Genomic DNA, 24,705 nt, shown 5'->3' on the forward strand with positions numbered 1-24,705 from the left:
ATGATCTCAATTGTAGTTTTATCTTATAACCATCAAGATTATATATTGGACACTTTAGATTCAGCATGCGAAGTTGATCTTGTAAAAGAAATTATTGTAATTGATGATGGTTCTACAGATGATTCTTCTTGTGTAATTAAAGATTACATCAATAAAAAATCTAGCAACATAGATATAAAATTTATAGAAAAAGTAAATAGTGGTTTAGTGAAGTCATTGAATATTGGCTTACACATGGCTAAGTATGAAAATATTTATTTTATTGCTTCAGATGATATTATTTGCCCTGCAGATTTTAAGTCGTTATTTAACGTGTTCTTAGAAAGCAAACAATCAAAAATGATTATTGGCAATGCTTGGATTTATCACGCAAACACCCCATGCTCGCAAAAATGCTATACCACTAAACACAATGATTTCTTCGCTTTATCAGATGACGAAATAAGGAAATCTATTTTCACAAACTTTCCTAAACCTTTGTTATTGCAATCAGCCATTTTTAAAAAACAAGCGCTGCTGGATGTTGGTGGTTGGAATGAAAATCTGGTATGGGATGATTATCCCATGTTCGTTAAGATGATTTCTAACTATTCAATTTCTAGAAAGGAAATACAATATAATGAGCAATATGTTGTATCAAAATACAGGCAACATGAAACCAATACGTATAAAAATATAAGAAAGCAAATTTCTATGTTAGAAGAGGCCTTTAAGGTTGTAGTGCCAGCAAATATTTTGCCAAAAGCTCTAACAAAGCAATACGCGTTTTATCTATTAATGGCTATAAAAAATAAAGATGCTTTGGTTATTAAATATTTATTAAGGGCGATAATCAAAAACGGGGAATATGTTATGTTTATAACTTCTTTCGCTAGTGAAATTAGTGACTGGGTGAAAAGGAAATTATAACATGCGCGATTTTTTGTTTTTTGATTTTCTTTTCGCCAATGCTCTTGAATATATTGCGTATGCAATTACATGCTGTGTAGTGTTGTATTTATGCACACGTAAAACAATTGGTTATATATTTGATCCGTTTCATTTTTACTATACTTTTACGTTTGGAACTTCCTATGCAATAGTTATAATTCTTTACGCTCATGGTTTAGTAAGTGATTATTATTTTTCATTTTTAGCTCTTTATGCTATTTTATTTTTATTCTGTTTTATTTTAACCAGCAGCTTATCATCAAGACGAGCGCGTAGTAGTGGCATTTTTTATCGATTAACATATACTTGCGAACGTCAGGAAGGGTTGTTAATTAAGTTTCTTATTTTTATCTATTTCTTATGTGCAGCTATTTATATAGGGAAAGTATCCACCGCCGTTTTTTATTCCTCTAGATTTGAAGCTAATAGAGGCTTGGGTGGTGTTGTAAGAATTATGGATGCTCTAAGGTTAATAATTGCAGCCTGGTTATTTGTATATTTTTTACGAATAAAAAAGAAAAAATATCTTTTGGGTGCAATATTCGTTTCCTTAATAGGTGCACTACTATCTGGTGCTAAATTTGCTTTGCTTGAGCAATTATATGTAATGTTTGTTGCTGGGTTCATAGCTGAAAGAAAAAAAATAAAACTCACGTTTGGTGTTCTTTTTTTATTTTTACTGTTGGGGGCGTTGTTGTTATTCTTTGTATTGGCAATACTCTCACAAACATCCGTTGCAATAGGCTATGTTAATTCACAATATATTCCTGGCGCGCCTGTAACTGTCGAACTATTAATACTGCGTGTATTAGCAAATGGTGACCAATACTATCTATCGCTAACAAATCAAATTCTTGAAAATATATCCATTCAGCATCCATTATTGCAAATGTTTGCTAATACATTTGGCAATGGATTAATGTCTAATTTATTTGATTTTGATTTTGCTAACTCTGATGTTGGACGGCAAATTTGGCTAAACTGGTATCCCAATGATCCCATTATGCGGGGGCCAGCAAATCATTTTGATTTAACGGGGTATGTATACTTTGGATATGTCGGTGGAATGATATTTAGCTGTTTCATTGGAGCTATTTTAGGAAAAATAAATGGTTTTAAAAAGAAGTATATCCATAGCTCTGCAGTAGCAGTAGCATTTATTTCTGCATTATATTGTCGTTCTCTAGCTATAGTACTTAATCCATCAGTTGGAATTGCATACATTATAGATGTATTTATCATCCTTATTTTGATTTGGATTATTGCTTCCGTTTGTCGTGAGGTAAACAAAAGTGTTAATTAGTGTCATTATTGTAGCTTACAACTCTGATGTTGATAAATTGAATACTATTTTAGGAGCCTTGGACTTCTCAGTCCGCTACATTATTGTTGATAACTCAACTGATTTAGAGAGACGTTCAGATATAAATCATTTTTGTACTAAATCAGGAGCGATTTACGTACCTATGATTGGTAATGTGGGAATTGCATCAGCTCAAAATGCTGGTCTTGCTAAGGCAATAGAACTAAATTCTACAGATATACTTTTTTTAGATGATGATAGCATTCCCGATCCTAGCATGCTCAGTGTGCTACTGTCAGGCAGAAATAAATGTGCAACACTCATCCAAAATATGCCGATAGTATGTGCAAATGCAGTCAATGTTAGTGGTGAAAACTTATCTGTTTTTGGTGATAGCCTGTCTGATGGAATCTATGCGTGCCGTGACCTGATCAGCTCAGGAACATTGATTAATGTATGCCATATTGAGTCGGTTGGGTTATTTGAAGACAAACTTTTCATTGACTGCGTAGACTTTGAATGGGGGTGGCGTGCTCTGTCATTAGGTTTTCATATTTATATTATTGAGAATGCAAAGCTCAATCATTGTTTAGGTGATGGTGTGGCTAACGTTATTCCTATGAAATATCCTTCACCTATTCGACATTACTACCAGTATAGAAATATTCTATATATGTTCTGCCGTCCATATGCACCATTAAAATGGAAATTATCACAACTAGCTAAACTACCAGTTAAATTTTTACTAATTCTTTTTTTATTAGATGAAAAGAAGAAAAGAGCGACATATGCACTAAAAGGTGTAGTTGATTTTTTTAAAAATAAATATGGTTCATTTTAAATATCCTAAGCCAAGGAGTTTAATTGCTGTTATTGATAATGTTATTTTTTCATTATTTGCAAGGGGTCTTATGAAGAGCATTAAATCAAATATATTGCATGGGCATAAATTATATCTATCAAATGCTACTGCAAATGACGCTGAATTTATAATATCTCTTAGAACTGATGCAACAAAAAACAAATATCTTTCTCAAACTAATGCAGATATTGAAGAGCAGCGATCTTGGTTACTTAAGTATCAAGGTGATCCTATGCAGGCCTATTTTATTATTAACGAAATAGGTGGTGAAAAAATTGGAACTGTAAGGATCTATGACATTATTGGAGACTCTTTTTGTTGGGGGTCATGGATATTAAAAAATAATGCACCATCCTTTGCTGCAATTGAATCAGCTCTAATTGTATATAGTTATGGTTTGAAGTTAGGTTTTACGCAAGCTCATTTTGATGTTCGTAAAGGTAATGATTCTGTTTCTCGATTTCATGAAAGATTTGGTGCCACAATAATATCTGATAATGAAATAGACTATTTTTACAATATTAGTTTTGATGCGATAAATAAGTCATTGAATAAATATCGTAAATACCTACCCGATGGGATAAAAATTTATTGATAATTTAAAGCCTGCAATGCTTTTGGTTTTGGTTATTTTAACTATTTCTCTTACAGTAGTTGTTTATATATGGGGATTACATCGCGTTACCAATAATATTATGATGATAAATTTAAATGCTTTATGTATGTAGTTATGCATTAGCATTAGGTCATTCTTAATACTGCAGCTGGCTAATAACAGCTGAACAAACACACCTGACAGGAGTAAATAATGTCCAAGCAGCAGATCGGCGTCGTCGGCATGGCCGTCATGGGGCGCAACCTGGCGCTAAACATCGAAAGCCGTGGCTATACCGTTTCCGTGTTCAACCGTTCTGGCGATAAAACTGAAGAAGTTATCGCGGAAAACCCGGGTAAGCAGCTGGTGCCTTACTATACGGTACAAGAGTTTGTTGAATCTCTTGAAACTCCTCGTCGTATTTTGTTGATGGTGAAGGCTGGTGAAGCCACGGACAAGACCATTGACTCCCTCAAGCCATATCTCGATAAGGGCGATATACTTATTGATGGTGGCAACACCTTCTTCCTGGATACTATCCGTCGTAATCGCGAGCTGTCCGCTGAAGGTTTCAACTTCATCGGTACTGGTGTGTCGGGTGGGGAAGAGGGCGCACTGAAAGGCCCATCTATCATGCCTGGTGGTCAGAAAGCAGCTTACGAACTGGTTGCACCAATTCTTAAGCAGATTGCAGCTGTTGCGGAAGATGGCGAGCCTTGCGTTATCTATATTGGTGCCGATGGTGCAGGCCACTATGTGAAGATGGTTCACAATGGTATTGAATATGGTGATATGCAGTTAATCGCTGAAGCTTATTCACTGCTTAAAAATGGCTTGAACCTCTCTAATGAGGAACTTGCAACAACCTTTACTGAATGGAATAAAGGTGAGTTGAGCAGCTACCTGATAGACATAACCAAAGATATCTTCACTAAGAAAGATGAAGACGGTAAATATTTGGTTGATGTAATCCTGGACGAAGCGGCAAACAAAGGTACTGGCAAATGGACCAGTCAGAGTTCCTTGGATCTTGGCGAACCACTATCTCTAATTACCGAATCTGTTTTCGCACGTTACATATCTTCATTGAAAGAGCAACGTGTTGCAGCATCTAAAGTACTGAGCGGGCCGCAGGCTAAGCCATTTGCTGGTGATAAAACTGAGTTTGCTGAGAAAGTGCGTCGCGCACTTTATCTCGGAAAAATCGTTTCTTATGCACAGGGCTTCTCGCAACTGCGTGCTGCATCGGAAGAAAATAACTGGGATCTGAATTACGGTGAGATTGCTAAAATCTTCCGTGCTGGTTGCATCATTCGTGCTCAATTTTTGCAGAAAATCACGGATGCTTATGCTGAGAACCCAGCCATTGCAAACTTGCTGTTGGCACCATACTTCAAGCAAATTGCTGACGAATATCAGCAAGCTCTGCGTGATGTAGTTTCTTATGCGGTGCAAAACGGTATTCCAACACCAACCTTCTCAGCAGCGATTTCATACTACGACAGTTATCGTTCGGCGGTATTACCTGCCAACCTGATTCAGGCTCAGCGTGACTACTTTGGCGCACATACGTATAAGCGTACTGATAAAGAAGGTGTATTCCATACGGAATGGATGGAATAAGCTCTCTTATTACATAAGATGATCAATTAAGCGGCCCTTTTAAGGGCCGTTTTTTTTCGGATTAACCGTCTGGTTTTCTCAATTGAACATGATAAAGTGACCGATGGAATGTGGTTTTTAACAAAAAATCAACATAATTGATGATTTTAATATTTATTGAAAAAAGATATGTTTTTCAATTTAGTATTTCGCATACAATAATCATGCATGCAAAAACCACATATTGTGAGTAACTTTTCTAGGGTAGCCATGACTCAATACAACAACAATACAGGCAGAGATCACGTTAGTGACTCATCTGAATCCATTGATTTATTTGATATTTTAATGCAGCTGTGGAAAGGGAAAATCACCATAATTGCCTTCACTGTTGCAGCTGTGATCCTTGCCGTTATCTATCTGTTCGTTGCTAAAGAGAAATGGACCTCTGAAGCTATCATTACATTGCCGGATTCTGGGCAAATAGCGAACTATAATAATGCGATGGATGTGTTGTATAGCCAAAATCCTGCCAGCGCTCCTACAGTTGTAGAAATACAACAACGTTTCTTCGGCCGCTTTAACTCGGCGTTGTCTGCATTATCTGAGCAGTTAGATAATCAGGAAAAGCCCGAAAAACTGACCATCGAGGAATCTGTTAAAGGACAGCCAGTTCCGTTGAAGTTGACCTATGTTGCTCAAAGTGCAGCAGAAGCGCAAAAAACACTGACTAACTATATTCAGCAGATTAACAAGCGTGTTGTCACCGAACTTGATGATGACTTGAAAACCAGCATTGATTCAAAAGTTGGCGATCTTAAAGTCGATTTAGTAACCAAAGAGAAAATCGCTCAAGAGAAGAAAGATAAGCGTTTGGAAATATTGAATCAGGCATTGATTGTTGCGCAACAATCCAATATCAAAAACACCCTGGTTCAGCAGGCTGAGACGCTGTCCGAAGATACTCTATTTGTATTGGGTAGCGATGCGCTTTCTTCCATCATTAAAAATGAGTCGACGCGCCCGCTGCCGTTGGATGATTCTTACTTCAATGCTCGTCAATCATTGTTGGCGATTAGCGCATTGAAATCCAAGCCTGATACCACTTATGCTTTCCGCTACGTGATGAAGCCAAGCTTGCCTATCCGCCGTGATAGCCCGAAGAAAAGCCTGACTTTAGTACTTGGGGCTTTGATTGGTCTGATTCTTGGCTCGGGTGTGGTTCTTGGTCGTAAAGCATTGCGTAACTACAAAACCGTTGTCTAAGCTCTGAGAGCAATATTAAAAGAAAAGGCCGCATTCGCGGCCTTTTTCACATCTGGATAACCCTACTTATGCCTTTCCCTTAAATTCTCAATCACCGCGCTTAAATCCAAATCCTGGTCCTGCAACAACACCAGCAGGTGATAGAGCAAATCCGAAGCTTCATTCTTCAGCTCAAAGCGATCATTGACGGTCGCGGCTAATGCGGTTTCAACGCCTTCTTCACCCACTTTCTGAGCTATACGCTTGGTTCCACTCGCATACAACTTCGCGGTGTATGAACTCGCCGGATCAGCACTCTTACGCGAGGCCAATAGTTGCTCGAGCTGATATAAGAAGTGCCAGTCGTGATGGGCATCGCCAAAGCAACTCGACGTGCCCAGATGGCAAGTTGGGCCAATTGGGTTCGCCAACACCAGCAAGGTGTCGTTATCACAATCTGGTGCGATGTTTACCACGTTCAGGAAATTGCCGGAACTTTCACCTTTGGTCCATAAACGCTGCTTAGTGCGCGAGAAGAACGTCACTTTGCCACTGTCTATGGTTTGTGCCAAGGCTTCAGGGTTCATGTACCCTAGCATCAACACTTCACCAGATTTTGCGTGTTGGACGATGACAGGCATCAAACCATCGGTTTTTTCCCAGTCCAGTTGGTCTCGTTGCTCTTGTGTTAGCACACTCTTATCTCCACGCCTTGTTGAGCCAAATACAGTTTCAACTCACCAATATTAATAATTTGTTTATGGAACACAGATGCTGCCAATGCGCCGTCTACATCTGCATCCCGGAATGCTTCCAGGAAGTGTTCCATCGTTCCCGCGCCACCCGAAGCAATCAGCGGTACGTGGCAAACTTCACGTACTTTCTTCAACTGCTCGAGATCGTAACCGTTGCGCACTCCATCCTGGTTCATCATATTCAGAACGATTTCCCCGGCTCCACGCTTTTGAACTTCCTGCACCCAGTCCAGGGTTTCCCACGTTGTTACACGCGTGCGGGTCTCGTCGCCAGTATATTGGTTGACATGATATTTCCCGGTTTCGCAATCACTCCAGGTATCAATTCCGACAACAATACACTGCACGCCAAAACGATCGGCCAGACGGGTAATCAGTTCCGGGTCAGCCAGAGCAGGGGAGTTGATGGAAATTTTATCCGCGCCAAAAGAGAGGATCTGCGCTGCATCTCCTATCGACTTAATGCCGCCTGCCACACAGAAAGGGATGTCGATTACTTCTGCTACGCGTGAAACCCAGCTTTTATCGACTACGCGACCATCGCTTGATGCGGTGATATCGTAGAACACCAGCTCATCTGCACCTTCTGCCGCATAACGTTGCGCCAACGGTACGATGTCACCAATGATTTCATGGTTGCGGAACTGCACACCTTTAACGACCTGCCCGTCGCGTACATCCAGGCAAGGAATTATCCGTTTTGCCAGCATGAAATAGCCTCCGTCACGTTGAATTTCCCTTCCAGTAATGCGCGCCCGACAATTACACCTTGTACGCCAGTTCCACGCAAAGCAGCGATATCGTTGATGTCGCCAATGCCGCCGGAAGACTGGAACGCCACTTGCGGGAAACGTGCGCAAACTTCTTCATACAGCGAGACGTTAGAACCAGCCAGCGTCCCGTCGCGGGAGATATCCGTGCACAGCACATGTTTGAGTCCGACTGGCAGATAAGTTTCCACCAGTTCTTCCAAAGACACGCCGGAGTCCTCTTGCCAGCCGCTGACGGCAACATGCTTGTTACCTTGTTCGTCGATGCGCACATCAAGGGCTAGTACCAGTGAATCTGCGCCAAAGCGGGTAAACCAGCCTTTGACTACTTCTGGTGATTTCACGGCCGTTGAACCAACCACTACACGAGCAACACCTGCTTTAAGCAGAGCGGCAACGTCTTCTTCAGTACGCACGCCACCGCCAACTTGCACCGGCACATGGACGCCCGCAACCAGCGTTTTAATCAGGGGGATCTGGCGTTTAGCGGGGTCTCTTGCCCCGGTTAAATCGACCAGATGCAACACCTGAGCACCCTGTGCTTCATAATCTTGCAAGCGCGGAAGCGGGTCGTTGCCGTAATCGCGTTGTTGGTCGTAATCCCCTTGATGGAGGCGCACCACTGTGCCGTCAATTAAATCGAGAGCTGGAATAATCATGGTGCTTACATCTCCAGGAAATTTTTCAGTAATTTTGCACCGGCGGCACCCGAGCGTTCCGGGTGGAATTGTACGCCGAAGAAGTTATCTTTTTGCACCGCAGCCGTGAAAGCCTCGCCGTAACTGGCTTGCGCGATAGTATTCGAACACACTGGCATGGCGTAGCTGTGAACAAAGTAAAAGTAATCACCGTCGTCGATGCCACGGAACAAGCGGTCACTGGCTTTTGGATAGACACGGTTCCAACCCATATGTGGCAACGGCAAGCCATGGTCGGCCATTTTCAACACTGGCTCATCAATGATGCCGAGCATTTCCACGCCGTTGCTTTCGTCGCTGCGCGAACCTAGCAGTTGCATACCAAGGCAGATGCCAAGCACCGGTTGTGTGCAGGCTTTAATGAGCTCAATAAGGTCACGTTCACGAATCTGATTCATCGCCGCCTGCGCGGTTCCCACGCCAGGTAAAAACAGTTTATCGGCAAGCAGTACCACCTCCGGGTCACGGCTCACCAATGGCTCATAGCCGTGGCGCTGGATAGCCGATTTCACCGAGTGCAGGTTGGCGCATCCTGTATCCAGAATCACCACGTTCATTACAACACTCCTTTTGAGGAGGGTAGCGTGTCGCCTTCGACGCGAATGGCCTGGCGCAGCGTGCGGCCAAAGACTTTAAATAGGCTTTCGACACGGTGATGGTCGTTTTTGCCTTTGGTTTTTAAGTGCAGCGTCACGCCCATGGTGTAAGAAAGGGAGCGGAAGAAATGCTCAACCATTTCAGTGCTAAGATCACCCACGCGCTGGAAGTTGTACTCGGCTTTATATTCGAGGTGCGGGCGGCCAGAAATATCCAGCGCACAACGCGCCAGGCATTCGTCCATCGGCAACGTAAAGCCGAAACGCGTAATACCACGTTTGTCGCCCAAAGCGATTTTCAGTGCTTCTCCCAGTGCCAGACCCGTGTCTTCGACTGTGTGGTGATCATCAATATAAAGATCGCCTTTCACGCTGATATCCATACGGAACCCACCGTGCGTCGCAATCTGGTCCAGCATGTGGTCGAAGAAGCCAACACCGGTGTTAATTTTGCTGCCGCCTTCGCGGTCGAGCCAAACTTGTACATCGATTTGTGTTTCTTTGGTGGCACGTTCTACGTGGGCATAACGGTCACGTTTAGTCAGCCTTTCGCTGATCGTCGGCCAGTTCAGAGTTTCGCCATGGTAGCGTAACCCTTGAATCCCCATGTTTTCGGCAAGCTCGATATCCGTTGCGCGATCGCCAATCACATAGCTGTTGGGTTTATCCAGCACGCCTTCTTCCAGATAACCTTTCACCATCGCCAGTTTTGGCTTACGGCAATCACAGTTGTCTGCCGGTAAATGCGGGCAAATCAGCACGTCATCAAAATTTATGCCCTGAGAGGTAAACACTTGCATCATCAGGTTATGCGGGCCGTCGAAGTCTGCTTGCGGGAAGCTATCAGTACCCAAACCATCTTGATTTGTGATCATCACCAGTTTGTATCCTGCTTTTTGCAATTGCAGCAGGGCGGGGATCACTGCAGGCTCAAAGGCCAGCTTATCCATGCGATCCACCTGATAATCTGAAGGTGGTTCGGAAATCAGGGTACCGTCACGGTCGATAAAAAGAATTTTCTGGCTCACACGCCCTCCGTGGCCGTCAGGCCGGGTTGTTCACGCAGCGCAGCAATGGTGCGCTCGCATTCAGTACGGGTGCCGACGGTAATACGCAGGCAGCCGCTTAACGATGGTTGTTTATTCTGGTCACGTAAGATAATGCCCTGATCCCAAAGAGATTTAAATACAGCACTTGAGGCTGTGATGCGTGCCAGAACATAGTTTGTCTCGGAGTCGAATACTTGCTCTACACAGTCGACATCCTGGAGTGCAGTAATCAAGTATTGACGATTAACCAACACTTCAGCCACGCGCTCGCGCATCGCATTAATACCCTGTGGGCTTAACGCCTGGGCTGCGATATCCGCAACCGGTGTAGAGAGCGGGTAAGGGGCGATGACTTTCATCAGCAAATTAATCACTTCTTCATTTGCCAGCGTAAAGCCGCAGCGTAATCCCGCCAACGCAAAGGCTTTGGAAAGTGTGCGCAGGATAACAAGATGCGGATACTCGTTTAACCCGCCAGCCAGCGTCGCCTGCGGGCAAAATTCAATGTAGGCTTCGTCTGCAACGACCAACGCTTTGCCGCGCGCCATTTCAAGCAGCACACGGAAATCTTGCGGATTAATCAACTGGCCGGTTGGGTTGTTTGGGCTGCAAACATAAATGACTTTCACGCCATCCAGATTTTCAGCAATGGCCGGTAAATCGAGCTGCCAATTTTCAAGTGTTGGCACGGTACGACGTTCAACGCCGAAGCTCTCGGCACTCACGGTATACATACCGTAAGTTGGCGGACAGTAAAGCACCGCATCTTTACCTGGTTCGCAGAACGCGCGGATTAACAGCTCGATACCTTCGTCGGCACCTCGACTGACCAATACCTGCTCCGGTTTTACACCGGCATATTCGGCGTAGCGTTCAATCACCAACTTTGGCTGACATTCCGGATAGCGGTTCAACGTTTGTTGCGTGAGTTCATACTCAATCGCAGTGGGATATTCGTTGGCATTCAACCACACATCGCCATTGCCGCCCAGACGGCGAGCCGACTGGTAAGGGGTCAGGGCGCGGACATTATCGCGGGCTAACTCTTCAATGCTCATTGCATCTCCTTCAGCGCAGCAACGCGCAGGGTAACGGCGTTTTTATGGGCATCCAGCAGCTCGGCGGCCGCCAGAGTTTCAATTGTCTTAGCCAGACTTGCGAAACCTTGTGGTGATAATTCCTGAACCGTCATGCGTTTCTGGAAATCGGCCAGACCGAGGCTTGAACAGGTCGAGGTGTAACCGTACGTCGGCAAAACGTGGTTTGTGCCAGACGCATAGTCGCCAGCCGATTCCGGTGACCAGTCACCGAGGAACACCGAACCGGCGCTGGTAATACTATCGACCAGCGAGCGAGCATTACGCGTCTGAATAATCAGGTGCTCCGGGCCATACTGGTTGGAAATCTCAATGCATTGCTCTAAATCGCGAGCGACAATCAGACGGCTGCTTTCCAACGCCTTGCGAGCAGTTTCAGCCCGCGGTAACGCTGCCAACTGGCATTCGACGGCTTTTGCAACAGCCTGTGCCATCGCATTATCCGGCGTTAACAAAATAACTTGTGAATCCGGGCCGTGCTCGGCCTGAGATAACAGATCGGATGCGACAAAATCAGGTGTCGCACCGCTATCGGCAATCACCAGCACTTCGGAAGGGCCCGCTGGCATGTCGATTGCCGCGCCATCAAGGCGCTGACTCACCTGGCGTTTTGCCTCGGTGACAAAGGCGTTCCCGGGTCCAAAGATTTTATCCACTTTTGGAATACTTTCGGTGCCCAACGCCAGTGCAGCAATCGCCTGTGCACCGCCAACCTGGAACACTTCCTGCACGCCACAGAGTTGTGCGGCATACAAGATTTCATCGGCAATCGGTGGCGGTGAGCAAAGCACTACTTTTTTGCATCCGGCAATTTTTGCAGGGGTGGCAAGCATCAATACAGTTGAAAACAGTGGAGCTGAACCGCCAGGAATGTATAGGCCGACGGAAGCCACGGGGCGAGTGACCTGCTGGCAACGCACGCCTGGCATGGTTTCGATATCTACATTTTCCAGTTGCTGAGCAACGTGGAATTTTTCGATATTCGCGACAGCGACAGCCATCGCATCTTTAATCTCTGTACCTAACCGATCGACGGCTGCGGCAATTTCCTGGTCGGTGACCTTTATTTTCGCAACGATCGTTTTATCGAATTTGGCACTGTATTCGCGCAATGCCGAATCGCCGTTGGCTTTCACATTATTAAGGATTTCAGCCACTGTGCGCGTAATGCTTTCCGATGCTGAAATCGCCGGGCGGGTCAGCAATGCAAGTTGTGCCGCTTCATCACACTCATTCCAGTTAATCAACGTATTGAAGTTTGCCATGGTGTTACTCCATCATCTTCTCAATTGGTAACACCAGAATCGAACTGGCACCCAGCGCTTTTAGTTTCTCCATGGTTTCCCAGAACAGCGTTTCGCTGCTCACCATATGCATGGCCACACGCTGCTGTTCACCTGCCAGCGGCAGAATCGTTGGGCGTTCAGCGCCAGGTAACAGAGCCACGATTTCGTCCAGGCGCTCGCTTGGCGCATGCAACATGATGTATTTCGATTCACGAGCCTGAATCACGCCCTGAATACGTGTCATCAGTTTGTCGATAAGCTGTTGCTTGGCATCTGCCATTTCGCCATCGCGCTGAATCAGGCACGCTTTGGAGCGATAAATCACTTCAACTTCACGCAAGCCGTTGGCTTCAAGTGTTGCTCCGGTGGAAACCAGGTCGCAAATCGCATCAGCAAGACCGGCGCGTGGGGCGACTTCAACGGAACCATTTAATAAGCAGGACTTAAACTGAACACCTTTACTATCAAGGTAGCGCTTAAGAATGTGAGGGTAAGAAGTCGCAATGCGCTTATTGTTAAGGCTTGCCGGGCCGTCCCATGGGTCATCGACGGAGATGGCGAGTGAAAAACGACAGCCACCGAAATCAAGACGACGCAGTGTGAAGTAACGTGGGTCTTCGCCCTGAGCGCGGCGATTCAGTAACTCTTCTTCCAGCACGTTCTCACCAATAATGCCGAGGTCCACGACGCCGTCCATCACAAGCCCCGGGATATCGTCATCACGAACACGCAGAATATCGATTGGCATATTTTCTGCCAGGGCAATCAGTCGCTGGGTATGCAAGTTAATTTTTATGCCGCAGCGAGCCAGTAATTCGCGTGAGTCATCGCTCAAACGCCCGGATTTTTGAATAGCTATGCGTAAACGGTTGTTGTCTAACATGGGTGGGTTCCTCTTATCAATTCTTGTCTGACGTCCAAAAAAAAAGCCCCCGGAAGTAATCTTCCGGGGGCTTTTTGACTCGTTCATGCACCAGTGGAAGATTTTTTCATCTTCCAGCACACATCGCCTGAAAGACTAGTCAGGGTGATGGTGATGATGGTGGATAGTAAATTGAACGCGTGTCATAAAATTCTCGTATGAATGAGTATTCATTGTCTGTGCAAATAACCTAAACCAGATTCGCCATTGAGTGCAAGGGCTTTTTATCCTCTCAATTAATATTCTGTTTAGCACCACTGATTGTCAGTTCGTCCATCGTGGCGTAGCCTTAATGCAGAGAATGCAAAGCGCAGCAGAGATATATGCTGCAATTCAGGAGCCAGGGTATGAAAAAAGTTGCGATTGTCGGGTTAGGGTGGCTGGGAATGCCACTGGCGATGTCTTTATCGGCGCGAGGCTGGCAAGTAACAGGGAGTAAAACCACTCTCGATGGTGTAGAAGCCGCGCGAATGAGTGGAATAGACAGTTATCAATTGCAACTGACACCGGAACTGGTTTGCGACAGCGACGATCTTGATGCGCTTCTCGATGTGGATGCTTTGGTCATAACGCTGCCTGCCCGCCGAACTGGCGAAGGTGACGATTTCTACCTGCAAGCAGTGCAAGAAATTGTCGACAGTGCGTTGGCGCATAATATTCCGCGCATTATTTTTACCAGTTCTACCTCTGTGTATGGTGAAAGGGAAGGAACCGTGAGAGAAACCTCGCCGCTTGAGCCTGTTACCGCCAGTGGCAGGGTGCTTAAAGAACTAGAAACCTGGCTGCATGATTTGCCGGGTACGTCAGTGGATATTTTACGTCTGGCCGGTTTAGTCGGGCCGGAACGCCATCCGGGGCGCTTTCTGGCGGGGAAAACCGATGTGGCGAATGGCGCGCACGGTGTGAATCTGGTGCATCTCGAAGATGTTATTTCAGCAATTACGTTGTTGTTACAGGCTCCAAAGGGTGGGCACATCTATAATTTATGTGCGCCAGATCACCCAACGCGTGCCGAGTTCTACTCTTTGATGGCGCGTCAGATGAATCTCGACGCCCCTGTCTTTAGAACTGAAGCACAAAATGGCCACGGTAAGCTGGTGGATGGCAACCGTATCTGTAACGAACTTGGGTTTGAATATCAGTATCCAAACCCGCTGGTAATGCCCATGCAGTAACCACTGTGGGGCATTGCTCGTGACTCCCGGGAACGAGTATGAAACCACTGCTGGATGTGCTGATAATTCTCGATACCCTCGATAAAGAAGGGAGCTTTGCTGCGGCGGCAACAAAGCTCTTTAAAACGCCTTCCGCGCTCAGTTATACCGTTCAAAAACTCGAAAACGATCTCAATATTCAAATCCTTGACCGCTCCGGCCACCGCGCGCGTTTTACGCGAACGGGTCAGCTTCTGCTGGAAAAAGGCCGCGAAGTGCTGCATACCGTACGCGAACTGGAACAGCAAGCCATCAAGCTTCATCAAGGGTGGGAAAACGAGTTGGTGATTGGTGTGGATGATTCGTTTCCCTTCTCGTTGCTGACGCCCCTTATCGAAGCTTTCTACAAAAGTTACAGCGTGACGCGTTTGAAATTCATCAACGGCGTGTTAGGAGGCTCATGGGAAGCGCTCACCGAAGGTCGCGCGGACATTATTGTTGGCGCGATGAGTGATCCTCCATCGTTGAGTGGTTTTGGGTTTACGTTATTAGGCCAGCTTGAAAGCGTTTTTGTTGTCGCTCCACATCACCCGCTTGCAGACGCCGAAGAACCGTTAACTCGCCGCATTATCAAACGCAGTCGTGCGGTAATTGTGGGGGATACTTCGCGTCTGGAGCCATCGCGTTCGATGCATTTACTCGAAGATCAGGACGCAATTACTGTTTTTGATTTTAAAACCAAACTCGAGCTGCAAATCAGCGGTATTGGCTGCGGTTACGTTCCCCGTTACATGGCTCAGCGCTTTATTGAAAGCGGCGTGCTGGTGGAAAAACAAGTGACTTCCCATGTGCCTTTTGTACCGGTTTGGATTGGCTGGAACGAGCAAACCGCCGGGCTTGCCAGCGAATGGTGGCGCGAGCAAATCGTTACTAATCCTGAAATCGCCGTGGTGTACGGAACCTCGCAAAAATAATACAGATGGGCGACTGGCAGAGCCTAATTGTCACATCTATCGTTAATGATGGGACAAATTCTCTTCTTAAAGTGTCTTCGCGTTTAAATTTTCTCCTCTACATTGTTTTGTAGAGGTTTTTTGTGCGCAAGGAGTCTGTATGAAGCAAACCAATCAGCAATGGCAGTCGCGGCGTGAGCAAGCCGTTCCCCATGGGGTCGGCAATGCATTGCCGGTATATATCGAAAAAGCAAAAAATGCAGAGATTTGGGATGTTGAGGGCAAACGCTATATTGATTTTGCTTCTGGTATTGCGGTGCTAAATACCGGGCATAACCATCCCGCAGTCATTGACGCTGTGCGTCAACAGCTTGAAAAGTTTACCCATCCTTGTTTCCAGGTCACACCCTACGGCAACTATATTGAGCTTGCTGAACGGTTGAATAAACTGGTGCCAATCAGTGAACCCTGTCAGACACTGTTCCTCACCACTGGTGCGGAGGCGGTTGAAAATGCGATTAAAGTGGCGCGAATTGCAACAGGGCGCTCGGCTATTATCGCGTTTCGAGGCGCCTTCCACGGGCGAACTCTGCTAGGAATGGCTTTAACTGGCAAAGTTCAGCCGTATAAAAAGGGCTATGGCCCATTCCCGGCTGGAATTTACCACGCGCCTTATCCGGCGGCTTATCTTGGGGTGACTGACACTCAAGCGCTGGCCTCGTTGGCTGGAATTTTTGCCGCGGATGTCGCACCCGATGAAGTGGCCGCCATCATTATTGAGCCGGTGCAAGGGGAAGGGGGCTTCTATGCGGCATCTCCTTCATTTATGAAACAGCTACGGGCGCTGTGTGATAAGCACGGTATTGTGCTGATTGCGGATGAAATTCAGAGTGGTTTTTGCCGCACTGGCAAAACCTTCGCCATTGAACATAGCGATGTGGAACCTGATCTCGTCACCATGGCGAAAAGTCTGGCGGGTGGATTCCCTCTTTCCGCGCTTGTCGGCAAGAAATCACTGTTCGATAAAGCGATGCCTGGTGGCCTTGGCGGCACTTACGCAGGTTCTCCGGTAGCGATTGCCGCAGCGCTGGCTGTTACGGATGTGATTAAGAACGAAAATCTCAATGAACGCGCCCAGGCTATTGGTGAGCAAATCACCCATCGTCTAAAGGAAATGGCAGAGCAATTTGACTGCATTGGCGATGTGCGTGGTTACGGCGCAATGATTGCGATGGAGCTGGTTGAGAAGCGTGATAGCCACCGTCCAAATAAAGAATTAACTCAGGAGCTTGTGAAAGAAGCGGGCAAGCAAGGGCTGGTTTTATTGTCCTGTGGTGTGCGTGCTAATGTTATCCGTTTCCTCGTTCCATTAACCGCTGAAAAAGAAATTGTTAATGAAGGCCTCAACATCTTGTCATCCTGCCTCGAATTGGTGCAAAATACGCGCCTCACTAAATGAGAACAAAAAACCGACGTTAAACGCGTCGGTTATTTTTTTGCATTGAGTTCAAGTAGTCAAACAGGCATCCGCCAAAAAAACCAAGAGGCCGGGCTTCGTACCGGATAGATACTAGCTTTTAAAAAACGACAGTTGTGTCGCCGAGGAAAACAAGATGGGGCAATTTTTTGCTTTTGCGCATGTATTCGCCATTTGGGAGAATGACTATGTCGCTTAACGTCACTGCAGGTGCAAAATCTCGTGTTGAACTCCGTAAGAGCCTGACGCTCCTTCCGGTTGTTATGATGGGTCTGGCTTATATGCAGCCTATGACCTTGTTCGATACATTTGGTATTGTATCTGGCCTTACCGACGGACATGTCGCGACGGCTTACGCGTTTGCCCTTGTGGCAATTTTGTTCACCGCGTTAAGTTATGGAAAGCTAGTACGCCGCTTCCCATCTGCGGGTTCCGCTTATACCTACGCTCAAAAAGCAATCCACCCAGTGGTTGGCTTTATGGTGGGCTGGTCAGCGCTGCTTGATTATTTGTTCATGCCGATGATCAACATTCTGCTGGCAAAAATCTATTTTGAAGCCCTGGTGCCGTCTATCCCGTCGTGGATTTTCGTGGTGTTGCTAGTTGGCTTTATGACTATCTCTAACCTGCGCGGCATCAAAACTGTAGCCAACTTCAACAGTTTGATTGTTGTGTTGCAGATGTTTGTCATCGTTGTGATTACCGGCCTGGTGATTTACGGCGTTGCAAACGGCGAAGGTGCTGGCACGTTGACCAGTACAAAACCATTCTGGTCGGAGAATGCCAACGTAGTGCCGATGATTACCGGTGCGACGATACTGTGCTTCTCGTTCCTTGGTTTTGACGGTATCAGTTCGCTGTCAGAAGAAACTAAAGATGCAGGCCGTGTCATCCCGAAAGCGATTTTCCTGACCGCTCTGATTGGCGGTGTGATTTTCGTTGTTGTGTCTTACTTCCTGCAACTGTATTTCCCGGACATCTCACGCTTTAAAGAACCGGACGCATCACAGCCAGAAATTATGCTCTACGTGGCAGGCAAAGCCTTCCAGTTTGGCATTCTGATTTTCTCCTGTGTCACCGTTCTGGCTTCTGGCATGGCAGCACATGCTGGCGTATCTCGCCTGATGTATGTCATGGGTCGTGATGGTGTGTTCCCGGAGCGTTTCTTCGGTTACATTCACCCGAAATGGCGCACCCCGGCTCTGAACGTTGTGCTGGTGGGTATCATTGCTCTGTTTGCGGTTAAGTTTGACCTGGTGACAGCAACGGCGCTGATTAACTTCGGTGCGCTGGTGGCGTTTACCTTCGTAAACCTGTCAGTGATCTCCCAGTTCTGGATCCGCGAAAAGCGTAATAAGTCCATCAAAGATCACATCAACTATCTGGTGCTGCCAATTTGTGGCGCGCTGACTGTCGGTGCATTGTGGGTTAACCTGGAAGAAAGCTCGATGATTCTGGGCCTGATTTGGGCGGCAATCGGCCTGACTTATCTGGCCTTCGTGACGCGTCGCTTCCGCAACCCGGTTCCGCAATTCAACGAAGACTTAGCGTAAGAACCCAGGTAAATGTCGGATGTCGCTAACGCTAATCCGACCTACTAAAAGCTGTTGTAGGGTGGATTAGCGCAAGCGACATCCACCTGTTTTCGCCTGTTCGGGCATCTTTTTATAACTCTTATCCCACTAAAAACTGTGCGTATTCATACAGGGCTTTCAGCAACGCTGTCTTTTCTTTATCGCTTTCATGCAGGTTATACAACGCTTCCAACTCTTGGGCATAAGCTTGCAGCGCATCCTGAGATAATACATCACGGCGATGCTGCAACCAGCGTTGCTGTTCAGCTTCATCAAGCGTGCCAGGGAAGTTACGTGCCCTATAGTTAAACAGCAATTTCTCAATGCGTTTATCGGCGAAGGTAATATCTAGCGCTGGCAGGTTTTGTGGATCAGTTTGCAGCACGATGCGCATCGCGTTACGGTCGGCATCACTGAAAAAACCGTTATACAGTTGCGCATCCACATTATCGGAAGGCACAAACGGCTCGGCTTCGGCAAAGATTGCGATGGCTTTTTCACGCACGACAGGGTTTTCGCGCAACAGCTTCAGATTATCCAGACAACGTTTACGATCGATTCCCAAACGCTCTGCATCTTCCGGGCGCAATGTATTCGCTACCGCCAGAACCGGGCATTTATTTAAGTGAACCAGTTTGATGGGGACTGCTGCGGCATCGCCAAGTGCGGCTTTGGGTGTGTATAAACGCTCACGTAATGTGTCGGGATCCAGTTCCAATAATGGGGAAATATCGCCCGCCAAATCGACCATGATCACCGCATTACGGTTATCAGGATGCCAGGCCAGCGGCGCAATCCAACTGGTATTACCGCGCATAGCGCCGAACATCCCCGAAACGTGCACCAGCGGTTTCATCTGCGGGATATCAATCAGGGTGGTGAGTTTGTGTTTTGAGCGATGGCTATAGAGATAATCAAACAGGCGCGGTTGGCGAGTCTTGACCAGTTGTGCCATCGCGATAGTTGCGTAAACGTCTGACATTGCATCGTGTGCATTGGCATGTTCAATACCGTTGGCTTTCGTCAGATGCTCAAGGCGGAAACTCGGCAAACCTTCATCATTCTCAGGCCACACAATCCCTTCCGGACGCAGCGCATAGCAGGCACGCATAACATCGAGTAAATCCCAGCGTGAGTTATCGTTCTGCCAGCTCCAGCCATACGGGTCATAAAAGTTACGATAGAAAATATTGCGCGTGACTTCGTCATCGAAACGCACATTGTTGTAGCCCACCACGCAAGTTTTCGGCACGGTAAAAATATCGTGAATGCGCTTCGCAAAGTCGGCTTCATTAACGCCAAGCGCTAATGCTTGCTGGGGTGTAATACCGGTGATCATTACCGCTTCAGGCTGTGGCAAATAGTCATCCGCAGGTTTGCAGTAAAATACCTCTGGCTCACCAATAACATTAAATTGGTCATCGGTACGAATAGCAGCAAATTGTGCAGGGCGGTCGAGGGACGGACTTTTACCGAAGGTTTCGTAATCATGAAAGAGGAAGGTAGGTTGTTTCTCTGAGTTATTCAATGTTTATTTCCGTCCAATTGTGTTGTCTAACGTACTGTTATTAAACTGAATAATCACTAAATAACCCCTTCATACGTCAATCTATGCTCCTTAATGTTGTTTACTGCCCACTTTAGTCCATGTGATATTGCGTACCAGATATGTACCAAACCCACTTTCTGATGCGTACCAAATATTATTATGGCTCTCAGCGACACTAAACTTCGTTCTATACATGGTAAACCATATTCAGGCCCGCAAGAAGTATCGGATGCTGACGGGCTCGGCGCGCGAATTTCCCCCAACGGAGTGATTCGCTTTCAGTACCGGTATCGATGGGACTCGAAAGCACAAAGGTTAAGTCTGGGCCGATACCCTGCAATGCAGCTTAAAGAGGCAAGGAACATAACCGCAGATCTCCGAGTGCTGTACGACAAAGGTATAGACCCCCCGCACTCACTTTGAAAACTCCGCTAGTGAATCAATGACCCTTGCTGATTGCCTGGATTATTGGGAAGATAATTACGTTAAAGCAACGCTAAGGCCGAACACCGTTCAGCTTTACCAGTCAACGGTCATCAAACATATGCATGACGCCTTCCCCGGCAGATCCGTTGGTTCGGTAATGGTTAAGCAATGGGTTGACCTGTTCACTCAGGAAGAGAAAGCCAATAGCCGCCGCGCCAGGCAAATGCTGTCACAGCTTCGCTCCGCGATTAGTTGGTGCATGAGGCGTCAAGTTATCGATAGCTGCTCAATTATGAGTATCCAGCCACGTGACTTTGGTTCTCGCTCGGAAGAGGAATGCTGACTCTGCTGTTTGCTGCGCCAGGCATAGAGTTGTGACTCATACAAACTGAGTTCGCGGGCAGCGGCAGCAACACCAATGCGTTCAGCGAGCTTCAGAGCTTCGTGACGAAATTCAGGTGTGTACTGCTTGCGGGACTGTTTTTTGATTAATGCTGCTTTTGTTATGTGAGCTACCTCTGGGTTAAGAGTTTACTCACTTAGTTCCGTGTCCACTATTGCTGGGTAAGATCTCTGGAAGTCCGCAGCAAAATCTGCGCATGAGTCGTTATATTGCCTCGATTAGTAGCGGCATAGGTGCTAATACATCTTTAATATACGAACATCCAAGGGCCGACCTGGTCAATGGCGAGGTTGTTACTATATAGGCACTTTATAATGCAAGTTCTTAGCAAACATTCAACGTTAACATTTATGTTGCTAATGATAATGGCGCGAGGACAGCGTTACTTGCTAAATCATTTGTAGGCGGTGTGACCTGCTCCCCGTTGATTAGTACACCCCGATGTTAGTAATGTCTTCATCTGCAACGTGAGGACATCCCCATGAAGAAGCGTTTTTCCGACCAACAGATCATCAGTATTCTCCGCGAGGCTGAAGCCGGGGTATCTGCCCGTGAACTCTGCCGCAAGCACGCCATTTCCGATGCCACGTTTTACACCTGGCGTAAGAAGTATGGCGGTATGGAAGTGCCTGAGGTTAAGCGCCTGAAGTCGCTTGAAGAAGAGAACGCCCGACTCAAGAAGCTGCTCGCCGAAGCCATGCTCGATAAGGAGGCGCTTCAGGTGGTTCTTGGGCGAAAGTACTGACGACAGACCAGAAGCGGGAAGCCGTGGAGTTGATATGTGGTGCGACCGGTCTGTCGCAACGTCGTGCCTGCAGGCTGACAGGTTTGTCCCTGTCGACCTGCCGCTATGAAGCGCAGCGTCCGGCGTCGGATGCGCATTTATTAGGGCGCATCACTGAACTGGCGCTTGAACGCAGGCGTTTTGGTTACAGGCGCATCTGGCAGTTACTGCGTCGGGAGGGCGTTCACGTCAATCACAAGCGGGTATACCGCATTTACCACCTTAACGGCCTGAGCGTAAAACGCAGACGACGTCGCAAAGGGCTGGCGACCGAGCGGTTTCCCCTTCTGCGCCCAGATGCGCCGAACCTGACTTGGTCGATGGATTTCGTCATGGACGCACTGGCCACCGGTCGCAGGATCAAGTGTCTGACCTGCGTGGATGATTTCACGAAAGAGTGCCTGACGATTACCGCCGCTTTCGGGATTTCAGGCGTGCAGGTCACGCGTATTCTGGACAGCATTGCACTGTTTCGCGGCTATCCGGCGACGATAAGAACCGATCAGGGGCCGGAATTTACCTGCCGCGCATTGGATCAATGGGCCTTTGAGCATGGCGTGGAGCTGCGACTTATCCAGCCGGGCAAGCCGACCCAGAACGGATTTATTGAGAGTTTTAACGGACGCTTTCGCGATGAATGCCTGAATGAGCACTGGTTCAGTGATATTGTTCACGCTAGGAAAATCATTAATAACTGGCGACAAGATTATAACGAGTGCCGTCCTCATTCATCGCTGAATTACCAGACTCCAGCTGAATTTGCGGCTGGCTGGCGAAACGGGAAATATGAAGAAAAACCAACCGACATTACTAACTTAAGGTTGTATCTAATCCTGGGGGCAGGTCAGGTGGTGAGTGGAAAGAGATAACATATTCTGTTGCTGTCTCTGGAGTGGAAACAAGCAGTTCCTTTATTGTGGTTGAGATCGGCAGCACAACAACCAGCGCTGCAACCATTTATGTTACAGGCCATCGCATGAACAGGGGGGAGTTAGGATTATGCGGCAGAGCAAATTTATATAGCTATGCCGCGACATCAAGAATAAAGAGTAATTATACATATATCACTCCATAAACTTGGGGGCGGGTTATGCCACCCTTTTAATCTCAGAGCCAGCCAGTTTTCTAAATGCCAGCTTTACAATATTCCTTTTCTCAAACAATGAGTATGAGAATTGTGCTGCAATCGTGAATATCACATAGAGAATTAACCAACCGAATAACCCATTGTTATATATGAATGAAGGTTTTATGTAATCGAAGAACATAAAGCCAGCACACTGCATTAAATAAAATGAGTAGCTTATTTCGCCCATCCATACAAAAGGTTTAAAGGCCTTGTGTGTATTCATTTGAGCTATGCCAACAAGAATCAGTGCGATTGCTGGGACAATAACAATATTATGTTGCATGTATCCCTTCATAGGGAACGAAGTTGCGACCAGCAAGATTGCAAGAGCAATTAAAGTATGAGGCCATTTTATCTTTAGTCCATATTGCATATACTTAGCCGCAACAATACCGAGGATAAATTCAGGCAACCTGTATATTGGGGTTGCATAATAAATAGGTATTTGAATCTCAGGGTTATACACAAGAGAAAGTGGTATGATAAGACCGCAAAAAGCGATGGCTGCCATTGTAACTAAATGTATGTTATCCCTATTGATATTCTTTAATATAAGTGGGAAACAAGCATAAAAGAACATTTCAGTAGAAACTGACCATGTTCCACCGAAGTTCCAGTAAAAAAAACTTGGAGTTACCCAGGACTGTGTCGCTGTCGTGTAGAGGAAAATTGAAGTTATAGACTTTACAATCCCAGTAGTAGACATCCCTGATTGCATAAACAGGAACGGAAGTGTGATTAACCCACAAAATAAATATGCAGGGAATATCCTGTTCAGGCGTTTTTTAAAGTATCCAACACCAACAGTATCACCATAAGTGTAGGTTAGTATAAATCCAGACAAAACAAAGAAAAGGCTCATCCCAACAGCACCATTTGAGATAATCCAGTTTATTGGCCATTCGAAGTCAATATGAATCCTTGCGTTGGCGTGGTATAGGAAAACATATAGCGCTGCTATGAAGCGTAGTATTGTTACGTTGTCTAGCCGCGTTGGCTTAAGAGTAGTCTGTTTCATGAGATATAAGAAATATCTTGATTAAAAATTAAAAACCAAGCTTAACATCAAATTAAGAATTTCTCCATTTAGATACCTGGGAATGTGAAGGCATTCTATCCTGTATCAAACGCCCACTCAGGTGGGCTTTTGATTGGGTTTATTCAAGTCATTTATCGCCACAGATACTGTGGCGCTGCTCAATGGGCATTGGCCTTGCTTACACCTGATCATGGAACGCCGTAGGTTACTTTGATAATAGCATCCACCATTGCGCTCTTTTCAGACTCACTGTGAGCGTTTTCATCAATATAGGAGATGATGTATGCATCTCGTTGCTCGGTAACGGAATAAACCAAAAAGGCATCACAACCGACTGGCGTACAGAGGTGTCGCTGGGGAGCGATGATGACAAGGCAAAATTGAGTGTATGGCGTACATCAAAGCGGTGAAAGGGGTCGACATATCCACCGCACCGGAAAGCATCAATTGACCACCAGTCCCGGTTTTATCCATTCCGACCCCTTTACCGGCTCAAGAATAATCACT

The 24,705-nt window shown here is 46.3% G+C and carries 24 protein-coding genes, 2 pseudogenes and 1 other annotated feature; of the genes and pseudogenes, 13 read left to right on the forward strand and 13 right to left on the reverse strand.

Translation table 11 applies throughout. The features are described from left to right. The 6 genes from FH968_RS16275 (at position 1) to wzzB (ending at position 6,558) form a co-directional block, all read left to right on the forward strand. The gene (locus tag FH968_RS16275; protein WP_139881417.1) at positions 1–909 is read left to right on the forward strand and encodes a glycosyltransferase family 2 protein; all 909 of its coding nucleotides are present in this window, start codon (positions 1–3) and stop codon (positions 907–909) included. Position 910: 1 nt separating this feature from the next. Next, on the forward strand, positions 911–2,233 hold the full coding sequence (locus tag FH968_RS16280) for a hypothetical protein (protein WP_139881419.1): 1,323 nt from the start codon (positions 911–913) through the stop codon (positions 2,231–2,233). Further along, a complete protein-coding gene (locus tag FH968_RS16285; protein WP_139881421.1) occupies positions 2,223–3,074 on the forward strand; it encodes a glycosyltransferase in 852 nt (283 codons plus the stop codon). Before FH968_RS16280 ends, FH968_RS16285 begins: the two co-directional genes overlap by 11 nt. Positions 3,075–3,144: 70 nt before the next feature. Then, positions 3,145–3,690, forward strand: coding sequence for a GNAT family N-acetyltransferase (locus FH968_RS16290; protein ID WP_189389164.1), 546 nt, complete (start codon positions 3,145–3,147; stop codon positions 3,688–3,690). Between the two features lie 213 nt (positions 3,691–3,903). Further along, entirely contained in the window at positions 3,904–5,313 is a 1,410-nt protein-coding gene (gene gndA / locus FH968_RS16295) for an NADP-dependent phosphogluconate dehydrogenase (protein ID WP_139881423.1), read from the forward strand. A gap of 249 nt (positions 5,314–5,562) precedes the next feature. Further along, positions 5,563–6,558 carry an LPS O-antigen chain length determinant protein WzzB gene (wzzB, locus tag FH968_RS16300; protein ID WP_139881427.1) on the forward strand — a complete coding sequence of 332 codons (996 nt, stop codon included), beginning with the start codon at positions 5,563–5,565 and terminating at the stop codon, positions 6,556–6,558. A 62-nt stretch (positions 6,559–6,620) separates the two neighbouring features. Here the strand turns inward: wzzB and hisIE are convergent, their stop codons facing one another. From hisIE to hisL, 9 genes are all read right to left on the reverse strand, one after another. Further along, on the reverse strand, positions 6,621–7,232 hold the full coding sequence (hisIE, locus tag FH968_RS16305; RefSeq protein WP_139881429.1) for a bifunctional phosphoribosyl-AMP cyclohydrolase/phosphoribosyl-ATP diphosphatase HisIE: 612 nt from the start codon (positions 7,230–7,232) through the stop codon (positions 6,621–6,623). Continuing rightward, a complete protein-coding gene (gene hisF, locus FH968_RS16310) occupies positions 7,226–8,002 on the reverse strand; it encodes an imidazole glycerol phosphate synthase subunit HisF (RefSeq protein WP_139881430.1) in 777 nt (258 codons plus the stop codon). The genes hisIE and hisF overlap by 7 nt, the downstream gene beginning before the upstream one ends. Continuing rightward, positions 7,984–8,721 (reverse strand): 1-(5-phosphoribosyl)-5-[(5-phosphoribosylamino)methylideneamino]imidazole-4-carboxamide isomerase, encoded by a 738-nt coding sequence (gene hisA / locus FH968_RS16315; RefSeq protein ID WP_139881431.1) that lies wholly within the window; start codon positions 8,719–8,721, stop codon positions 7,984–7,986. The genes hisF and hisA overlap by 19 nt, the downstream gene beginning before the upstream one ends. A gap of 5 nt (positions 8,722–8,726) precedes the next feature. Beyond that, the gene (hisH, locus tag FH968_RS16320) at positions 8,727–9,317 is read right to left on the reverse strand and encodes an imidazole glycerol phosphate synthase subunit HisH (RefSeq protein WP_139881432.1); all 591 of its coding nucleotides are present in this window, start codon (positions 9,315–9,317) and stop codon (positions 8,727–8,729) included. Continuing rightward, entirely contained in the window at positions 9,317–10,384 is a 1,068-nt protein-coding gene (hisB, locus tag FH968_RS16325; RefSeq protein ID WP_139881433.1) for a bifunctional histidinol-phosphatase/imidazoleglycerol-phosphate dehydratase HisB, read from the reverse strand. The genes hisH and hisB overlap by 1 nt, the downstream gene beginning before the upstream one ends. Further along, on the reverse strand, positions 10,381–11,463 hold the full coding sequence (hisC, locus tag FH968_RS16330; RefSeq protein ID WP_139881437.1) for a histidinol-phosphate transaminase: 1,083 nt from the start codon (positions 11,461–11,463) through the stop codon (positions 10,381–10,383). The genes hisB and hisC overlap by 4 nt, the downstream gene beginning before the upstream one ends. After that, positions 11,460–12,767, reverse strand: a complete 1,308-nt coding sequence (gene hisD / locus FH968_RS16335; RefSeq protein WP_139881442.1) for a histidinol dehydrogenase — start codon at positions 12,765–12,767, stop codon at positions 11,460–11,462. Before hisD ends, hisC begins: the two co-directional genes overlap by 4 nt. Positions 12,768–12,771: 4 nt before the next feature. Beyond that, complete coding sequence (hisG, locus tag FH968_RS16340) at positions 12,772–13,671, reverse strand: ATP phosphoribosyltransferase (protein WP_139881446.1); 900 nt, start codon at positions 13,669–13,671, stop codon at positions 12,772–12,774. A gap of 37 nt (positions 13,672–13,708) precedes the next feature. Next, positions 13,709–13,831 (reverse strand) — a sequence feature (His leader region). Beyond that, the gene (gene hisL / locus FH968_RS16345) at positions 13,807–13,857 is read right to left on the reverse strand and encodes a his operon leader peptide (RefSeq protein ID WP_139881539.1); all 51 of its coding nucleotides are present in this window, start codon (positions 13,855–13,857) and stop codon (positions 13,807–13,809) included. (Overlaps the previous feature by 25 nt.) 200 nt (positions 13,858–14,057) lie before the next feature. Between hisL and FH968_RS16350 the strand changes: the two genes are divergently transcribed. The 5 genes from FH968_RS16350 to FH968_RS16370 all read left to right on the forward strand — a co-directional run bounded on the left by FH968_RS16350 (position 14,058) and on the right by FH968_RS16370 (position 18,847). Next, positions 14,058–14,885 carry an SDR family oxidoreductase gene (locus FH968_RS16350; protein ID WP_139881449.1) on the forward strand — a complete coding sequence of 276 codons (828 nt, stop codon included), beginning with the start codon at positions 14,058–14,060 and terminating at the stop codon, positions 14,883–14,885. 38 nt (positions 14,886–14,923) lie between these two features. After that, a complete protein-coding gene (locus tag FH968_RS16355; protein ID WP_139881453.1) occupies positions 14,924–15,838 on the forward strand; it encodes a LysR substrate-binding domain-containing protein in 915 nt (304 codons plus the stop codon). A 139-nt stretch (positions 15,839–15,977) separates the two neighbouring features. Then, positions 15,978–17,276, forward strand: coding sequence for a 4-aminobutyrate--2-oxoglutarate transaminase (gabT, locus tag FH968_RS16360; protein WP_139881457.1), 1,299 nt, complete (start codon positions 15,978–15,980; stop codon positions 17,274–17,276). 154 nt (positions 17,277–17,430) lie between these two features. After that, complete coding sequence (gene yoeI / locus FH968_RS24185; protein ID WP_139881541.1) at positions 17,431–17,493, forward strand: membrane protein YoeI; 63 nt, start codon at positions 17,431–17,433, stop codon at positions 17,491–17,493. Beyond that, entirely contained in the window at positions 17,483–18,847 is a 1,365-nt protein-coding gene (locus FH968_RS16370) for an APC family permease (protein WP_139881461.1), read from the forward strand. The genes yoeI and FH968_RS16370 overlap by 11 nt, the downstream gene beginning before the upstream one ends. Before the next feature lie 121 nt (positions 18,848–18,968). Here the strand turns inward: FH968_RS16370 and sbcB are convergent, their stop codons facing one another. Continuing rightward, on the reverse strand, positions 18,969–20,396 hold the full coding sequence (sbcB, locus tag FH968_RS16375; protein WP_139881464.1) for an exodeoxyribonuclease I: 1,428 nt from the start codon (positions 20,394–20,396) through the stop codon (positions 18,969–18,971). A gap of 180 nt (positions 20,397–20,576) precedes the next feature. Here sbcB and FH968_RS16380 point away from each other — a divergent pair. Then, a pseudogene (locus tag FH968_RS16380) lies at positions 20,577–21,174 on the forward strand (integrase arm-type DNA-binding domain-containing protein); the annotation flags it as partial. Here the strand turns inward: FH968_RS16380 and FH968_RS16385 are convergent. Beyond that, positions 21,162–21,350, reverse strand: a pseudogene (locus FH968_RS16385) (transposase); the annotation flags it as partial. The pseudogenes FH968_RS16380 and FH968_RS16385 overlap by 13 nt on opposite strands. A 377-nt stretch (positions 21,351–21,727) precedes the next feature. Between FH968_RS16385 and FH968_RS16390 the strand changes: the two are divergent. Beyond that, a protein-coding gene (locus FH968_RS16390; RefSeq protein ID WP_139881466.1) for an IS3 family transposase occupies positions 21,728–22,899 on the forward strand; the annotation gives its coding sequence in 2 pieces (ribosomal slippage) (positions 21,728–21,986 and positions 21,986–22,899; 1,173 coding nt in all). A 219-nt stretch (positions 22,900–23,118) separates the two neighbouring features. Here FH968_RS16390 and FH968_RS16395 read toward each other — a convergent pair. Continuing rightward, entirely contained in the window at positions 23,119–24,177 is a 1,059-nt protein-coding gene (locus FH968_RS16395) for an acyltransferase (RefSeq protein WP_139881469.1), read from the reverse strand. A gap of 345 nt (positions 24,178–24,522) precedes the next feature. Beyond that, a complete protein-coding gene (locus tag FH968_RS23670) occupies positions 24,523–24,672 on the reverse strand; it encodes a hypothetical protein (protein ID WP_189389166.1) in 150 nt (49 codons plus the stop codon). Positions 24,673–24,705: the final 33 nt, after the last annotated feature.

The sequence above is a fragment of the Buttiauxella sp. B2 genome (assembly GCF_006376615.1).
GTDB lineage: Bacteria > Pseudomonadota > Gammaproteobacteria > Enterobacterales > Enterobacteriaceae > Buttiauxella.

What these genes read in the sequence shown, in the direction of transcription:
- FH968_RS16275 (WP_139881417.1), top strand. Translation starts at nt 1, where the DNA reads ATGATCTCAATTGTAGTTTTATCTTATAACCATCAAGATTATATATTG.
- FH968_RS23670 (WP_189389166.1), bottom strand. Translation starts at nt 24,672, where the DNA reads ATGGATAAAACCGGGACTGGTGGTCAATTGATGCTTTCCGGTGCGGTG.
- hisG (WP_139881446.1), bottom strand. Translation starts at nt 13,671, where the DNA reads ATGTTAGACAACAACCGTTTACGCATAGCTATTCAAAAATCCGGGCGT.
- gabT (WP_139881457.1), top strand. Translation starts at nt 15,978, where the DNA reads ATGAAGCAAACCAATCAGCAATGGCAGTCGCGGCGTGAGCAAGCCGTT.
- hisF (WP_139881430.1), bottom strand. Translation starts at nt 8,002, where the DNA reads ATGCTGGCAAAACGGATAATTCCTTGCCTGGATGTACGCGACGGGCAG.
- FH968_RS16355 (WP_139881453.1), top strand. Translation starts at nt 14,924, where the DNA reads ATGAAACCACTGCTGGATGTGCTGATAATTCTCGATACCCTCGATAAA.
- hisA (WP_139881431.1), bottom strand. Translation starts at nt 8,721, where the DNA reads ATGATTATTCCAGCTCTCGATTTAATTGACGGCACAGTGGTGCGCCTC.
- hisC (WP_139881437.1), bottom strand. Translation starts at nt 11,463, where the DNA reads ATGAGCATTGAAGAGTTAGCCCGCGATAATGTCCGCGCCCTGACCCCT.
- hisH (WP_139881432.1), bottom strand. Translation starts at nt 9,317, where the DNA reads ATGAACGTGGTGATTCTGGATACAGGATGCGCCAACCTGCACTCGGTG.
- FH968_RS16290 (WP_189389164.1), top strand. Translation starts at nt 3,145, where the DNA reads ATGAAGAGCATTAAATCAAATATATTGCATGGGCATAAATTATATCTA.
- FH968_RS16370 (WP_139881461.1), top strand. Translation starts at nt 17,483, where the DNA reads ATGTCGCTTAACGTCACTGCAGGTGCAAAATCTCGTGTTGAACTCCGT.
- hisD (WP_139881442.1), bottom strand. Translation starts at nt 12,767, where the DNA reads ATGGCAAACTTCAATACGTTGATTAACTGGAATGAGTGTGATGAAGCG.
- FH968_RS16395 (WP_139881469.1), bottom strand. Translation starts at nt 24,177, where the DNA reads ATGAAACAGACTACTCTTAAGCCAACGCGGCTAGACAACGTAACAATA.
- FH968_RS16280 (WP_139881419.1), top strand. Translation starts at nt 911, where the DNA reads ATGCGCGATTTTTTGTTTTTTGATTTTCTTTTCGCCAATGCTCTTGAA.
- gndA (WP_139881423.1), top strand. Translation starts at nt 3,904, where the DNA reads ATGTCCAAGCAGCAGATCGGCGTCGTCGGCATGGCCGTCATGGGGCGC.
- FH968_RS16350 (WP_139881449.1), top strand. Translation starts at nt 14,058, where the DNA reads ATGAAAAAAGTTGCGATTGTCGGGTTAGGGTGGCTGGGAATGCCACTG.
- wzzB (WP_139881427.1), top strand. Translation starts at nt 5,563, where the DNA reads ATGACTCAATACAACAACAATACAGGCAGAGATCACGTTAGTGACTCA.